A 14,899-nucleotide genomic window follows, 5' to 3' on the forward strand; every position below is an offset into this window, starting at 1 on the left:
CATCGTAAACATAAATCGAAAACATGATCTGGCTTCAATTTGCAATCCTTTTAGCGGCTATCTTCATTGGCGCCCGGATGAAAGGCATTGGCCTGGGCGTAATGGGTATGGTCGCTCTTGCCCTGTATATTTTCCTTTTCCGTATGCGGCCCGCCGAACCGCCGATAGACGTTATGCTGATCATCCTTGCCGTGGTTTCCACTGCCGCCACCATGCAGGCGGCGGGCGGAATGGACTACCTGGTGCGGGTGGCGGAGAAGATCCTCCGCAGCAAACCCTCCATGATCACCCTGATGGGGCCGCTGGTGACTTTTTTTTTCACCGTATTTGCCGGCACCGCACATGTCACCTATTCCCTGCTGCCCATCATCGCTGAAGTAGCCACCAAAAAACGCATCAGGCCGGAGCGGCCTTTGAGCATTTCCGTAATCGCCTCGCACCTGGGTATTACCGCCAGCCCGATATCCGCCGCTACCGCAGCGATGATCACCATATTGCCCGGGGGGCTGGAGCCCATACAGATCCTGAAGGTATGTATCCCCGCCTGCCTGGTAGGTATCCTGGCGGGTGTGGTAGTGGTTTGGAAAAAAGGGAAAGAACTGGAAAAAGACCCCGTGTTCCTCGAAAAAATGAAAGACCCTGAGTTTGCAGCCGAACTGGACGCGGAGACAAAATCAGATACCAAACCGCTGAAACCAGGCGCCAAAATCTCCGTGATCATATTTGCCGTAGCCGTACTGGTCATCGTGCTGGCCGGCGCTTTCAAAGGCATGTTGCCCACATTTGAACCGGGCGTGGCCAATCTTTCCGTGAATGCGAACGGCACGATCAAAATGGCCGCGGTGATAGAACTGGTGATGCTGGCCGCCGCCGCGCTCATGCTGCTGTTCACCAGAACTTCCACCACCGAGGTAGCCAAAGCCAGCCTGTTTACCGCGGGCGCACAGGCGGTGGTATCCATTTTTGGGGTGGTATGGATGAGCGCCACCTTTATGGCCGCCCACGAAACGACGATCGAACATGCGCTGGGAGATATGGTCACCGCCGCCCCCTGGACGTTCGCGATCGCGCTGTTCGTGCTTAGTATGCTGCTGTTCAGCCAGGCGGCTACCACCAAGGCGCTGATGCCGCTGGGCGTGTTGCTGGGCATTGCCCCGCACAACCTCGTGGCCATGTTCCCCGCCACGAACGGGGATTTTGTACTGCCGGGTTATCCCACCCTGCTGGCTGCCATCAATTTTGACCGTACCGGGAGCACCCATATCGGGAAGTATCTCGTGAACCATAGTTTTATGATACCCGGACTTGTGAGCGTGAGTGCATCTGTAGCGGCGGGGTTCCTGTTTGCCAACTTATTCTGGTAGAAATAAGTTAAACACCCGGATATGAACTGCAAAAGCAAACTGATGTTTTTTTTGCTGCTCTGGCTGCCCCTGACGGCGGTGGCCCAGCAGCAGGAAGACACCTCGTACAGCATTTACAAACCCATTGTGCCGGTGAGTAAACAGACCCTGCTGGCGAACGTGGATGTGATCGCCAACATGCAGATGAGCTTCCAAAACGAGTTCGAAGACGGGACCTACATCCGTTCACGGTTTGTCATGAACCAGTTCAGGCTGGAGATCAAAGGGAAGGTGCATGAAAAAGTGTACTTCCGCTTCCGGGACCGCTATACAAGGACGGTCGTGCCCCAGTCCATCGACAATATCAGCCGCTCCACAGACCTGGCGTACCTCCGTTTTGACGTGGATGAACACTGGAAGATCTATGGCGGGAAGCTCTGTGCGGATTGGGGCGGGTATGAATTTGACGCGAATCCCATCGATATTTATGAATATTCAGATATTATTGAGTACGCGGACAACTTTCTGGTGGGCGCCGGTGTTAGTTATGCACTCAATAATAAAAAGCACGAGTTCACCCTCCAGCTGCTCAATGCCCGGACGGCCAATTTTTTCGAGTTGTACGATACCATCCCCGGCATACAGGAAGCCCGTTTTCCTTTTGCGGCAGTGCTGAACTGGCGCGGTAGTTTTTTCGGAGGGAAATTCAACACCATCTGGTCCTATTCCATTTTCCGCGAAGCGGAATATGAATACATGAATTATTTCGCGCTGGGCAACCAGTATAAAGGAAAAAAATTCCAGGTGGAGTACGATTTTAAATGGAGCGACGAACAGCTGGACCGGAAAGGGATCGTTTCGTCCTTTACGGATAACATTGGCATCAAAACCGCCCGGAATGTACGGTACGTCAGCCATTGGACGCGGCTGGACTATCATCTCAGCAACAAAGTGAATCTCTTTTTTGTTGGTATGTTAGACGATGCTTACTGGCAGGAACCGCAGGCGGACAGCAGGACAAAATTGCGGCAGGCCTGGGGGTACATACCAGGAGTAGAGGTTTATCCGTTTAAGAATTTAAACCTGAAAGTGTTTGGCGCGTTCATCGGGCGTAAATACAATTACACGGATTACGCGAAACAAACTTTGGGCATGACCAATCACGATAACTACAGAATATCCATTGGTATCATCAGTCCTTTGGTGATACTTTGATACTCGGGCGGTTCTCCAAGCGCGACCGGATTCAGCGGACAAATACATATTACCGGTCGAAGGAGGGAACCGCCTATCTTTGCTAAAAAATAGCAGTATTCATGAGCTATACCGTTCCGGCACAAACCCGCATCGGGCATGTGCACCTCAAAGTTTCCGACCTTCAGCGTTCGCTGGATTTTTATTGTGGTTTACTGGGATTTGAACTGATGACAAAATTCGGGGACCAGGCTGCTTTTATTTCAGCCGGCGGTTATCATCATCACATCGGGCTGAACACCTGGCACAGTAAAGGCATGCCGCCCGCACCCGTAAATGCCGCGGGATTGTATCACGTAGCCATCCTGTACCCGGAAAGGAAAGACCTGGCGGCTATCTACAAAAGACTTACTGAAGCAAAAGTGCAGTTTACCGGCTTTGCCGATCACGGAGTATCCGAGGCATTGTATCTCAACGATCCGGATGAAAACGGGCTGGAGTTGTACTGGGACAGGCCAAGGGACCAATGGCCGGTGGATGGGGAAGGCAACCTTACCATGTATACGGAACGGCTGAACCTTTCAGGCCTTTTGCAGGAGCTGGGGAAATAATCAGGCTTTCAGTTTCACCTTCACTTTAGTTTCCGTGTTTTCCATCGCTTCTTCAATGGAATGGGACCTTTTCAGGTCCAGGTTCTTCTGCATCTCAGAAGCCAGCTTCGTATAAAAACGGTGAAGGGTATTTAATTCCTCTTCGGATAAAGATTCCACATCTATCAGCCGGTTGCTGGCCGTTTTAGTGGCGGCTATCAGCTCATTGAGCTTCAGCTGGATGGATTTGGAATCTTTATTCTGCGATTTCTGGATAATAAACACCATCAGGAAAGTGACGATGGTGGTGCCCGTGTTGATCACCAGCTGCCAGGTGTCCGAAAAGCCGAACAAAGGGCCGGTGATGCCCCATACAATTATAGTGGCCATTGCCAGGATAAAAGCCCAGGGACTGCCGGTGGCGCTCACCACTTTGGTGGAGAACCGCTCGAAAACCGGAGCTTTGTTATTCTTGCCCGCCGGAACCGTGGGTTTAGTTTCCATGTATCAATAATTGATGTTCAGCAGGCGTAATTTATTGTAAAGGGTCTTGCGGTCGATGTTTAATAACTGGGCGGCTTTGGTTTTGTTGTACTTCACCGCCTTCAGTACGTTGATGATCTTGTTGTACTCCGCTTTGAGCGCAACGGATTTCAGGTCATTTTCGTCCAGCATGGGCAGGTCCGGCATATCGTCGCTGTCTTCTGCTACACCGGCGGATGCTGCCATAGCGGAGGAGTTGAGGCGGGAGAAACCACCGGCTTTCATTTCCAGCGGCAAAGCGGCCATGGTGATCTCTTTTCCGGCGGGGGTAAGAAGGCTCGCCCGGCGGATCACGTTCTTCAGCTCACGGATGTTGCCCGGCCAGTCGTACTGGCGGAAACATTCCCATACTTCCTCCGTCATTACCGGCTCGGGTTTGTTCAGCTCCTTGCTCACCTGGCTCAGGAATGAATCCACGAACAGCGGGAGGTCTGCATTCCTCACCCGCAGCGGGGGTATATGAATGGTAAATTCATTAAAACGGTGGAAAAGGTCTTCGCGGAACTTACCTTTTTGTACGGCTTCAAAGAGATTTTCATTTGAAGCGACGATCAGGCGGGTATCCACGGCAATTTCTTTCATGCTGCCCACCCGGCGGATCTGTTTTTCCTGGATCACGCGCAGCAGGGCAACCTGTATGTCGTAAGAGAGGTTTGCAATTTCGTCGAGGAAAATGGTGCCGCCGTGAGCTTGCTCAAAGGCGCCTATTTTGGTGTTGATGGCCCCGGTGAAAGCGCCTTTTTCGTGACCGAACAGTTCGCTGGCTGCCAGTTCTTTTGAAAGGCTGCCGCAATCTATCGCAATAAAGGGCTGATTGCTGCGGCTGCTGTGGTCGTGTATGAGGTGCGCCACGGATTCTTTACCCGTACCGGTTTCCCCGAAAAGGATCACACTGTAATCCGTGGGGGCTACGAGGGTGAGTTCGCGGAAAAGTTCTTTGGAAGGTTCGCTTTCGCCATATACGTATTTGCCTCCGCCGTTTTTACCGGGCTCGCTGTGTTGCGGGGTCCTTTCTTCGTGTACGTACGGCGCGACGGGCGTGCCCTGCACGGAGGGCGCGGGTTGGGAAAGGGCTTTATTTACAAGACTGAGTATTTCGTCCGGATATAATGGTTTTGAAATATAATCGTAGGCCCCGTTTTTCACCATTTCCACGGCTATCCGCACGTCGGAGTAACCGGTAATGATAATCACGACCGTCTGCGGCCTGAGCGCCCGGATGTCGTTCAGCAACTGGGCGCCGTCTGTGTCTTTCAGCCGGTAATCGCAGAGCACCAGGTCATAGGCTTCTTCTTTCATCATTTTCAGGGCCTGGGCGCCGGTCATCGTACTGTCTGTCTTAAAGCCATGTTTGCTCAGGAATTTGCTGAGCAGGGTACAAATGTTTATTTCATCATCAATAATGAGGATACTCTTCATAATATATCGATATTGGACGGATATTAAATTTACAAATAATTATGCACTTGGATGGTCAGTCAGCTTTTTACTTCGAACAGGATTTCCTGTAATTCCCCAACATTAAAAGGCTTCGGCAAAAAGTGGGCCGCTCCTGCTGTTAACGCTTTCTGTTTCTCCATCCCGTTGTCATAGGCACTGATCGTGATCACGGGGAGGTTCGGGTACCGGGATTTGATGAGAGGCAGCGCATCCAGGCCGGACCCGTCCGGCAGGTGGATATCCAGGAAAAGTACGTCTGGTTGCTGGCGCTCCAGGAACTTCATACCTTCTTTAAGGCCGTGCACATATTTCACCTTGTACCCGTGTTTACCCAGGCTGAGCTGCAAAAGTTGGCAAATATCCGGCTCGTCGTCTATTATTAAGATCAGATCTCCCATGGCGTTGGGTTTTGTCGGATTTGAGGGGTTGCTGATATCACGGGAATGTACGCGGTAGGCACTAGGTATGTTTTTTCCTGGATTCATAAACTCACTGTCCGTTTTTTGATAGAATTACTTTTTACAATTAAATACACTAATTAGACCATTGCAAACATTCTGCCGGACTGATTACATGTCTAAACAGCAATAGATGGGTAATATTTTCCACAGTTTTACCTCCTGCTGTTTCCCCAATCTGCGATAATATACAAACAAAATCATGGCTGAAAGCGCAATTGGCATGGTGGTACATTAATTGCACTTTTTCCTTTAAACACTATCGTATGGATTCACTGCAATTAAAAGGAGCGTGGAACGAGATCAAAGGTAAGCTGAAACAAAAGTATGCGGACCTGACAGACGATGATCTCCTTTACACCGAAGGGAAAGAGGACGAACTCTACGGAAAGCTTCAAACGAAACTCGGAAAGTCCAAAGAAGAAGTTGAAAAGCTAATCAACGAGCTATAGCCGTTTTACAACCGGTTATACTTTTATCATAGCTGTTGTTTTAGTTATTGGCTGCTTTATATGGTTATAAAATGTTGAGCAGTATTACAACAGGTATCCAGAACCGGATTACATGTTCAATGCACAAGCAAAACATATTTACAACCTGAAAGCTTGCCAGGCTGTCCTGCACCATAGGGTGCGGGACAGTTTTTTAAGATATCCGTTCTTTGTTGCCCGGCACGCTCCATAGTCACTTAGCCCCAACCTTCTTGTCATAGATTGATCCTTCATTTTTTTCTCATCCAGCAGGTTACCCCGAAACAACGATTTTTGCTTAAAAAAAGACAGTCCCGGTAAATTTCCGGGACTGTCTTTTTTATTACCTGTTCACGGCTTCCACATCGCGCATGTGGCGGATGTTGTCGTGGGAGGTTTTCAATTTGTCCTGCTGCTGGCGGATGATTGTGCGGAGGTCTTCCGGCAGGTAGTCCTGCTCCATTGCCTGGCGGTATGATTTCTGGGCGGCGTCCTCGCCATATTCGCAGGAGGCCAGTATCGCGTGGCGGTCCGCGCCGCCGAAAGACACCTTTACGTCCATCCAGGTGCGGTAGATCTTCCCTGCGAAGGTGGTGTCCCTTTCCCGGTCTTCACCCATATTACGGAGGTAACGGTTCAGTTCCGCCGTAAAATGTTTGCTGTCCGAGATCATGGTGTCAAAAAGTGTCTTCAGGTCTGATTCGTCCGTTTGTTTCGCGGCTTTCTCGTAACCCTCAATGCGGTCGTTATTAATTTTGACAAGGTCTTCTACGACAGCTGCGATTTTCTGATGATTTTCCATGATGGTTAAATTTTTTGAGTGATCTGATAACCCATCCTGTCCAAAAAGGACGCCATGCGGATACCGCGCCTTAATGGCGCCCTGATGGCGATCTATCACCACTGATGGGGGAAGCGCTTCCACATACCGGGGGCTGAAATCCGCTACAGCATTAATAAACAGGCGTTTTAGGATTGGCATAATATTTTAACTGTATCTTCTGAACTAAACATCATATGCCATGAGTAATTTACTTTATCTGATCGCGGTGATCCTTATTATAGGATGGTTACTCGGATTCTTTGTTTACTCCGCAGGCGGCCTTATTCACGCATTGCTGGTACTGGCGATCATTGCCGTGCTGATCAATATCATCCGTGGCAGGGCCGTATAAACACCAAGGGTAAAAATTCGATCCATAAAAACGGGGAAAGGGCAATCCTGTAAGACTGCTTTTTTCCCGTTTTGTTTGTAAATTCCACCTATGAATACAATTTTGTTGCCCTTCCTCCTGTTTTTCGCACAGCAGCGCATGCCTCCCATACTGATCACAGATCAGGCGCAGCACCGTATTATTATGGCCGATGCCACATCCGGAACCGTTTATTGGGAATGGAAAGCGGACGATGTGCCGGATGGGCACAAAAAATGGTTCAGCAATCCCAGCGATGCAAAAATGGTATTGAATACGGAATACGTGCTTACCTGCGCTTCCGGCGGCGGTGTGGCGCTTATCAGGCTGCGGGACGGGAAGACGGTATTTTATGATTATGCCGGAGGCAACACACATTCAGCGGACATCCTCCCCGATCTGAATATTGTAACAGCGTCCAGCACCGGGAATTACCTCTGCGTTTTCAGGGCGGACACGGCCGGCGGTTACCAGCAGGGCCGGCTGAAACAAAAGATCTTCCTGGCGGACGCGCACAGCGCCGTATGGTATTATGGCCGGCTGTGGGCAGCGGGCCGCAGCAAACTGTATTCCTTCCGGTACAACGGCTCCCGCGAAACGCCCACCCTCAACAAAGAAGATTCCTTAAAGATCCCCGGCAAAAATGCGCATGACATGATCGTGGCGCCCGCTACACAAACCATGTGGCTCAGCATGGAAGACACTTTGCTGGAGTTTCATGTTCCCAGTAAACAATTCGGCCCCGTCAAAAGCGCGCTGCAGCATGACGTGAAAAGCGTATCCCCCGGCCACGGCACACCATCGCTGGTCACCGTGCCGAAAGAACAATGGTGGACGGATGAGATCTTTAACACGGAGGGTAAAAGCGTATTAAAAAAAGAAGGACTGAAGATCTATAAAGCCCGCTGGGCGGCGTCCATAAGGTCTACTGTGTATACGGTAGAACCGGACGGCTCCAGGGGCAGGCCGATATTGATGCCGCGTTCCAACTAAGACAAAGGTAATATGATCGTGAAAAGCGTTCCTTCCCCGGGCGCGCTTTCTACATGTATGGTCCCTTTGTGATTGATAATGATATTCTGCGTGGAAGTTAGTCCAAGGCCGGTTCCCTTTGTTTTTGACGTAAAGAACGGGTCGAACAGGCGGGCTTTGTTATCCTCGGGGATGCCCATCCCGTTGTCCCGGATGCGGATGTAGGCTTTGCCGTTTTCCGATTGCGTGCTCACCGTCAGGATGCCTTCGCCGGGTATCATGGCTTCCACCGCGTTGATCAGGATATTCAGCAGCGCGATATTCATTTTTTCGTCATCGGCCTGCAAGGTTACATTTTCTTCGGTGTAAAACTCCTTCAGTCGGATATTATTCAGCTGGAGGCGGTCGTAAGCCAGGGCCAGCGCATTTTTCAACAGCGTGTTCACGTGCCAATCCTGCAGGTGCAGCTCCATCATCCGGGTGGATTGCAGCAGCTCCGTCACCAGCTGGTTGATGCGGGTACAGTTCCGTTCTATGATATCCAGGTACAGCTGGTGGTCTTCCGAGTCCGGCGTGCCATCCTGGTTGAACTGGCCCACGGCCAGCAGGATATTGGTAAGCGGGTTCCGCACTTCATGCGCAATCACACGGGCGATGCGGCCGGAGATCACGAACTTTTCCTGCTGGCGTTTTTCCAGCTCTTCCCTTTTCTTTTCGGTAATATCTTCCGCCACGCAAAGGAATGTGCCCAGCTGTTCGTCCAGTTTGTTGGCATTTACCAGCACTTCTATCTTTTGCCCGCTTTTATTTTTAAAGGAAAATTCTTTCTGAATGATCGCATCGTCCTCACAGATGTCCAGCAGGAACTGCAAAGCCTCCGCTTCGTGTACGAACAGGTCCTTAAGGTTCATTTTCAGGAATTCATCGCGGCTGTACTGCATTTTCCGCAGCACGGTCGGGTTCACCTCGATGATGTTCTTGTTGCAATCGGCCAGTACGATAAGGTCATGGCTTTTCTCGAATATCCCGAAATACTTGCGTTCGTTTTCCGCGATGGTGCGCAGGTGTTTGAACTCCATGATGCCATAACGGATGGCGCGCTCCAGCTCGGGGCCGGTGATCTCGCCTTTCACAAGGTAATCGGAGGCGCCCGCCATCATCGCTTCATTATCTATCGCATAGTCTCCCTTGCCCGTGAGCATGATCACGGGGGCTTCGTAGCCTATTTTCTGAAAATGACGGAGAATATCAAGGCCGGTGTAGCGGCCCAGGCGGTAATCCACGAGGTACAGCTCGTGTTCTTTTTTTTCAATGGCTTCAATCGCTTTGTCGTAAGTAGCGGCCCAATCTATGGTGTACTGGTTGCTAGTAACGTCCTGCAGTAGTGTATTGACAAGAAAAAAATCATCCTCATCATCGTCCACCATCAATATGCGTTTCCGGGTGTCTTTCATTGTTGTTTCCCAATAGTTAGATTTCTTAATGCAATAAACATGCAAAACATTTTAATCGTCACTCTTTTGTTTTACGGGGAGTACGATCACGAAGGTGGAGCCCTCGCCGGCTGTGCCAAAGGCGCTGATATAGCCGTTGTGGGAGTCCACGATCTTTTTGCAGATGGCCAGGCCTATACCGGTGCCTTTGTATTCGCTGACGCCGTGGAGGCGCTGGAAAAGTAGGAATATCCTGTCCGCATACACCTGGTCGAATCCAATGCCGTTGTCTTCAAAGGAAATGCGGCAATAGGTATCTCCCCATTTTTTTTCGCTGGCCATGCCGGCTTCCCGGCCGGTGATCAGTTCCCGCCGGATGCGGATCTCCAGGGGCCGGTCCGGGTGGGCGAATTTGATGGAGTTGGACAGGAGGTTGAGGAACAGCTGGTGGAAACCGGTATCGCTGCCTTCTATGACGGGTAGCTGGTCGAAGAGGATGGAGCCTTTTTTTTCCTGGAGGGATACTTCCAGGTCGCCGATCACGTCCTGGAGGATCTCGTTGAGGTCGATCGGTACGAGGCTTTCAGGGGTAATGCGGCCGGCGCGGGAAAATACGAGCAGGTCGTTGATGAGCACGCGCATACGGCCCACCGCCGCTACCATACGGTCAATGAGCTGACCGGCCTCATCCGGCAGCTCGTTCCGGTGTTTCGTGAGCAGCCGGTCTGAGAACGTGGATATCTTGCGCAGTGGCTCCTGGAGGTCATGAGAGGCTATGTAGGCAAACTGTTCCAGTTCTTTGTTGGTTTTGTTCAGCAGTGTGATGTTTTCCTGTAATTCCCGCTGGTAGCTTTTCATGCGGGTTTCGATATGCAGCTGGAGGCGGAATTCGCGGGTGAGCGTAACATATGAATAGATCCCGATAAGAATGGCTATGAGGGAAATGACGAATACGACGGGAATGGAGAGGCCGGAGAAAAAATGGAACATGCGTGTTTTTTCATTCAGCTGCGCCTGTTCTATCAGGATCATCTGCTCCACTTTGGCGTCTATCCGGTCCATGGACACCTCCGCTTCCTGGATGGTGGCCGTACTCGCGTTTTTTTCCTGCCCGGCGGTGAGCTGCATGTATTTCACGTCCAGCAGCCGTTTGAGCGTGTCCAGGTTGCGCTGCTGTACGGGATCGTCTATAATACGGCGAAGCTTGCGGTATTCATTTTCTATCTTAATGCTCCGCTCTTCCATGCTCGGGTTCAGGAAAGCCTGTTCTTTGGTGAGATTGTAGCCCCTGATAGCGGCTTCCGCGTCTTTCAGGTAACGGGTAATGGCATCCAGCCGCTTGGACACTTCCACGGCATGGCTCAGCCTGTCCGCATTGTGCATGAGATTTCTGGCAATCACATATGACACGACGGAAGCCACTACTATTATCGTAAATGCGATAAAAAAACCGATCCTGATTTTTTTTTGTACGCTGATATGCATGAATTCAAACGTTTTATGTCCCCCTTTTTCCTGTGAACGATTTTCTACATAGTGAAAACGTAATTCTACAAAGAAATTCCCCCTCCGGGATTTAACAGGATTGAATTTACAAAAAGCCGCTCAAAACGCGGATTAAACAGCAGGTGGAACGCATCCGGGTAGCTGTTTATATTGTTGTTGCCCATTTCACAGCAAAACATATGCCCCGCATTGGAATGCCGTTTGGACTACCTATTGGGTAAACCTGAAATCTACAGAGACTTTCACTGTGTTACTATCAGAATTTTTTTACACCTTAAAACTGTGAGTTATGAAGAGCCAAGCCAATCAGGACACCCAGGCCAAGCCCGGACAAAAAGGCCAGAACAGCCAGCAACCCCCGGGAAAGGAAGGGAACCAGGAGCGAAACCGTGACCAGGGAAGCCATGGCCAGGGAGGCGGACAGCCTAAACCAGGCCTCGACAAGGGTGAAGACGAAACAAAGCCCGAAATTCCCAAGGAAGTGCCCAAACGCGAAATAGAGCGTAAGCCCAGCGACCCTCAGTCCGAACCGGAAACAGGCCCAAAGCCTGAAATACCTGACAAAGGGCCCGATAAAAGCCCTAAACAACAGGTTCCCGAAAACGAAGAAAATAACGACGTGGAAGAACAATCACCGGACATCACAGGAGAAGAGAAAAAGGAAGAAAGCCTGGTGGATCCCCGCGATCGTTTCCCATTTCCTAACAAGTAGTCAATCAACGCAATTCATCACCAGATAATCTTCTCATGTTATGGCAACTAAATCCACAGGTTCCCGCAACGGAACCGGCAAAAACACCACGAAACGTACGACGGCCGCAAAAAGCGCCGCCCCCACCCGTAAAAACACCGCAAAAAGCAACGGGAAAAACGGTGATATGCCCAATTCAAAATTCCACCAGCTCTTTATGGATGAGCTGAAAGATATCTACTGGGCAGAGAAACATCTGGTAAAAGCATTGCCCAAAATGCAGAAAGCGGCTACCTCTTCCGAGCTGATAGACGCATTTGCGGATCACCTGGCCCTTACAAAAGGGCACGTCACCCGCCTGGAAGAAGTATTTGAGCTGATGGGCGCAAAACCTGTCGCCAAAAAATGTGAGGCCATGGACGGGCTCGTGACCGAAGCCCAGGAACTGATCAGTGAAGAAGAGGAGTCATCCGTACTGGATGCCGGGCTGATCATCGCCGCGCAAAAGGTGGAGCATTACGAGATTGCCACATACGGCAGCCTCCGCACCCTGGCCACCAGGATGGGGCATATGGAAGCCGCCAATATCCTTGGCCGGACGCTGGACGAGGAAAAGGAAACGGATTCTTTGCTCACGCAGATCGCAGAATCTTCCGTGAACGAAGAGGCAATGGCGGAATAGCCGCCGTTGCGGGAAAGAGGCTGAAGACGGTCACCCGTTCCAGCCTCTTTTCATTTTTAACAACGGAACTATGCAGAAATCAAATAAAAAAAAGGATATACGCCCGCCGCAGCACCAGAACCGGCAGCCGGGAATAGAATCGAAAATGATACCGCAGCCCGTGGCTGAAAAAACAGATAAACCCGCGGGCGGAAAACTCCAGGACAGGATCGCGGTGATCACAGGCGGGGACAGTGGCATTGGCCGGGCCGTGGCACTGGCGTTTGCCGCCGAAGGCGCACATATCGTCATTTCTTATTATGATGAGGACGGGGATGCGGAAGATACCGCCGCCAGGGTACGAGCTTTGGGGCGGGAGGTGCTGCTGGTGCCGGGCGATATCAGCAGGGAGAAACACTGCCAGAAGATCATCAAAAAAACCGTGGACCGCTTTGGCAGGGTAGACGTGCTGGTGAACAACGCCGCCGTTCAGTTCCCGCAAAAAAAAATTGAAGACATTACATCTGAGCAACTGGTCCGCACTTTTTCAGTCAACATCTTTGCACAATTTTATATGGTACGGTTTGCCCTGCCGCATATGCGGAAAGGCAGTTCCATTATTAACACCACTTCCGTAACGGCCTACCGCGGCAGCGGCCACCTGGTGGATTATTCCTCCACGAAAGGGGCCATCGTGTCATTTATCCGCTCCCTTTCCTCCATGCTGGCGGACAGGGGGATCAGGGTGAACGGCGTAGCCCCGGGCCCCATCTGGACCCCGCTCATCCCCGCAACGTTCCCCGCTTCGCATGTGGCGGAATTTGGCTCGGATGTACCGCTCAAAAGAGCCGGCCAGCCTGTGGAAGTGGCTACCAGTTACGTTTTCCTGGCATCAGACGATGCGGGATATATAACCGGCCAAATACTGCACCCCAATGGAGGAGAAATTGTTAACGGCTAATGACCCCGCCGCGATGGCCCAGGCGGCCCGCCTGCGCTACGTTTCGCCGGCCCGCCCGGGTTATGCGCGTGTACGCGAAGGCAAGGAATTTTCTTACCTCGATACCTCCGGCAAAAAGATCACCGACGAAGAGATCATTGACCGCATCAAAAAACTGGTGCTGCCGCCCGCCTGGGAAGACGTGTGGATATGCCCTTACCCGAACGGTCACCTCCAGGCCACCGGCACGGACGCGCTCGGCCGCAGGCAATACCGCTACCACACCCGTTGGGCCTCCATGCGCAACCAGACGAAATACAACCGGCTGCTGCAATTCGGGCGGGTACTGCCGCGCATCCGCGCGCAGATCAAAAAAGACCTCCGCAGGAAACAGCTGGACAAACAACGCGTATGCGCCATCGCCCTGCGGATCATGGAAGAAACGCTCATGCGCGTGGGCAACGCCGAGTATGAAAAGAAGTATCATTCCTACGGCCTTACCACCCTGCACAACAACCATGTGAAAATAAGCGGCAACGAATTATTTTTCCGTTTCAAAGGCAAAAAGGGCGTGGAACAAAAGATTTCGCTGCGCCATGCTTCGCTGGCGAGGCTGCTGAAAAAAGTGCGGGACATCCCCGGCCAGGAACTGTTTCAATATTATGAAGACGGTGAAGTGAAAAGCCTGGACTCCGGCGAACTGAACGATTACCTGAAGGACATTACAGCCGAAGAATTTACCTGCAAAGACCTGCGCACCTGGGCCGGGACATTGGAGGCGCTGCACCTGCTGGCGGCCTGCGAGCCCTTTGAGTCACAGGCGGCCTGCAAAAGGCAGATCGTGGAAGTGATCGATCATGTGGCGAAGAAACTGGGGAATACCCGCGCAGTGTGTAAAAAATACTACGTTCATCCCTGCCTGCTCACCCTTTATGAAGAAGAAAAACTGGGGAAATATTTGCAAAAAGATGTGGATGAAAAACTACTGTTACGCATCCTGAAGGACCAGGCGCAAAAAAAATAGAGACGACCGTGAAGTACGTCTCTATTCTCTTATTACCCTCATTCATCACAGTCCGCCGAAGATCACCTGGTCTTCCCTGTCTTCAACAGGTATCTTCTTCAGGAACTCATCAAATCCTGCTTCGTCGTGGGAGGAATACATGCCATACGCATCCAGTACATAGCCTTTATGGCCTTCCTGGTCTTCCAGGAGGTACAATACGGAATTATCCGATGGGTCCGATTCTCCTTCAAAACGGTAGGTCTTGATGATCTTCAAATCTTCCGGGTTATAGATTTGTTCCCCGTCAGGAGATTGCATCCTGCCGTGGTCGCTTACTTTAAATTCATTGTCGTAACCTTTGGAGTGCAGCTTGGCCAGCACCTGGGAAAGGGTGGTCATTTCATTGGGTCTATTTGGTGTGGGTGTTTCCATAATTGTATCGGGTTTGTTCTACCGTTA

The 14,899-nt window shown here is 51.1% G+C and carries 17 protein-coding genes; 10 read left to right on the top strand and 7 right to left on the bottom strand.

Features of this window, described 5'->3' with window-relative positions; translation table 11 throughout:
- Positions 1–23: 23 nt before the first annotated feature.
- From EG028_RS24700 to EG028_RS24710, 3 genes are all read left to right on the top strand, one after another.
- Complete coding sequence (locus EG028_RS24700; protein ID WP_120519024.1) at positions 24–1,364, top strand: anaerobic C4-dicarboxylate transporter family protein; 1,341 nt, start codon at positions 24–26, stop codon at positions 1,362–1,364.
- Positions 1,365–1,385: 21 nt separating this feature from the next.
- Positions 1,386–2,558 carry a porin gene (locus EG028_RS24705; protein WP_120519025.1) on the top strand — a complete coding sequence of 391 codons (1,173 nt, stop codon included), beginning with the start codon at positions 1,386–1,388 and terminating at the stop codon, positions 2,556–2,558.
- 101 nt (positions 2,559–2,659) lie between these two features.
- Positions 2,660–3,148, top strand: coding sequence for a VOC family protein (locus EG028_RS24710; protein WP_120519026.1), 489 nt, complete (start codon positions 2,660–2,662; stop codon positions 3,146–3,148).
- Here EG028_RS24710 and EG028_RS24715 read toward each other — a convergent pair whose 3' ends face one another.
- Genes EG028_RS24715 through EG028_RS24725 form a run of 3 tightly spaced genes read right to left on the bottom strand, consistent with a single transcriptional unit; the run spans position 3,149 to position 5,508 of the window.
- A complete protein-coding gene (locus EG028_RS24715) occupies positions 3,149–3,631 on the bottom strand; it encodes a low affinity iron permease family protein (protein ID WP_120519027.1) in 483 nt (160 codons plus the stop codon).
- Positions 3,632–3,634: 3 nt separating this feature from the next.
- Entirely contained in the window at positions 3,635–5,089 is a 1,455-nt protein-coding gene (locus EG028_RS24720) for a sigma-54-dependent transcriptional regulator (RefSeq protein ID WP_120519028.1), read from the bottom strand.
- 59 nt (positions 5,090–5,148) lie between these two features.
- Entirely contained in the window at positions 5,149–5,508 is a 360-nt protein-coding gene (locus EG028_RS24725) for a response regulator (RefSeq protein WP_120519094.1), read from the bottom strand.
- 326 nt (positions 5,509–5,834) lie between these two features.
- On the opposite strand from EG028_RS24725, the gene EG028_RS24730 reads away from it, so the two are divergent.
- Positions 5,835–6,020, top strand: a complete 186-nt coding sequence (locus EG028_RS24730) for a CsbD family protein (RefSeq protein WP_120519029.1) — start codon at positions 5,835–5,837, stop codon at positions 6,018–6,020.
- A 361-nt stretch (positions 6,021–6,381) separates the two neighbouring features.
- On the opposite strand, the gene EG028_RS24735 is transcribed toward EG028_RS24730, so the two are convergent.
- Positions 6,382–6,840 carry a ferritin-like domain-containing protein gene (locus EG028_RS24735; RefSeq protein WP_120519030.1) on the bottom strand — a complete coding sequence of 153 codons (459 nt, stop codon included), beginning with the start codon at positions 6,838–6,840 and terminating at the stop codon, positions 6,382–6,384.
- 220 nt (positions 6,841–7,060) lie between these two features.
- Here EG028_RS24735 and EG028_RS24740 point away from each other — a divergent pair, with 220 nt between their 5' ends.
- Both EG028_RS24740 and EG028_RS24745 read left to right on the top strand, forming a co-directional pair.
- Entirely contained in the window at positions 7,061–7,213 is a 153-nt protein-coding gene (locus EG028_RS24740) for a lmo0937 family membrane protein (protein WP_120519031.1), read from the top strand.
- A gap of 90 nt (positions 7,214–7,303) precedes the next feature.
- The gene (locus EG028_RS24745; protein WP_120519032.1) at positions 7,304–8,224 is read left to right on the top strand and encodes a DUF6528 family protein; all 921 of its coding nucleotides are present in this window, start codon (positions 7,304–7,306) and stop codon (positions 8,222–8,224) included.
- Here EG028_RS24745 and EG028_RS24750 read toward each other — a convergent pair.
- Complete coding sequence (locus tag EG028_RS24750) at positions 8,221–9,657, bottom strand: hybrid sensor histidine kinase/response regulator (RefSeq protein ID WP_120519033.1); 1,437 nt, start codon at positions 9,655–9,657, stop codon at positions 8,221–8,223. The genes EG028_RS24745 and EG028_RS24750 overlap by 4 nt on opposite strands.
- 51 nt (positions 9,658–9,708) lie before the next feature.
- The gene (locus EG028_RS24755) at positions 9,709–11,121 is read right to left on the bottom strand and encodes a sensor histidine kinase (RefSeq protein ID WP_120519034.1); all 1,413 of its coding nucleotides are present in this window, start codon (positions 11,119–11,121) and stop codon (positions 9,709–9,711) included.
- Between the two features lie 310 nt (positions 11,122–11,431).
- Between EG028_RS24755 and EG028_RS24760 the strand changes: the two genes are divergently transcribed.
- The 4 genes from EG028_RS24760 (at position 11,432) to EG028_RS24775 (ending at position 14,458) form a co-directional block, all read left to right on the top strand.
- Positions 11,432–11,854, top strand: coding sequence for a hypothetical protein (locus EG028_RS24760; RefSeq protein ID WP_120519035.1), 423 nt, complete (start codon positions 11,432–11,434; stop codon positions 11,852–11,854).
- Between the two features lie 40 nt (positions 11,855–11,894).
- On the top strand, positions 11,895–12,515 hold the full coding sequence (locus EG028_RS24765) for a YciE/YciF ferroxidase family protein (protein ID WP_120519036.1): 621 nt from the start codon (positions 11,895–11,897) through the stop codon (positions 12,513–12,515).
- 70 nt (positions 12,516–12,585) lie between these two features.
- Positions 12,586–13,455 (top strand): glucose 1-dehydrogenase, encoded by an 870-nt coding sequence (locus tag EG028_RS24770; protein WP_120519037.1) that lies wholly within the window; start codon positions 12,586–12,588, stop codon positions 13,453–13,455.
- Positions 13,430–14,458 carry a DNA topoisomerase IB gene (locus EG028_RS24775; protein ID WP_120519038.1) on the top strand — a complete coding sequence of 343 codons (1,029 nt, stop codon included), beginning with the start codon at positions 13,430–13,432 and terminating at the stop codon, positions 14,456–14,458. The genes EG028_RS24770 and EG028_RS24775 overlap by 26 nt, the downstream gene beginning before the upstream one ends.
- A 45-nt stretch (positions 14,459–14,503) precedes the next feature.
- On the opposite strand, the gene EG028_RS24780 is transcribed toward EG028_RS24775, so the two are convergent.
- Entirely contained in the window at positions 14,504–14,872 is a 369-nt protein-coding gene (locus EG028_RS24780) for a hypothetical protein (protein WP_120519039.1), read from the bottom strand.
- Positions 14,873–14,899 lie beyond the last annotated feature (27 nt).

Origin of the sequence: Chitinophaga barathri, from assembly GCF_003807585.1 — a bacterium.
GTDB lineage: Bacteria > Bacteroidota > Bacteroidia > Chitinophagales > Chitinophagaceae > Chitinophaga > Chitinophaga barathri.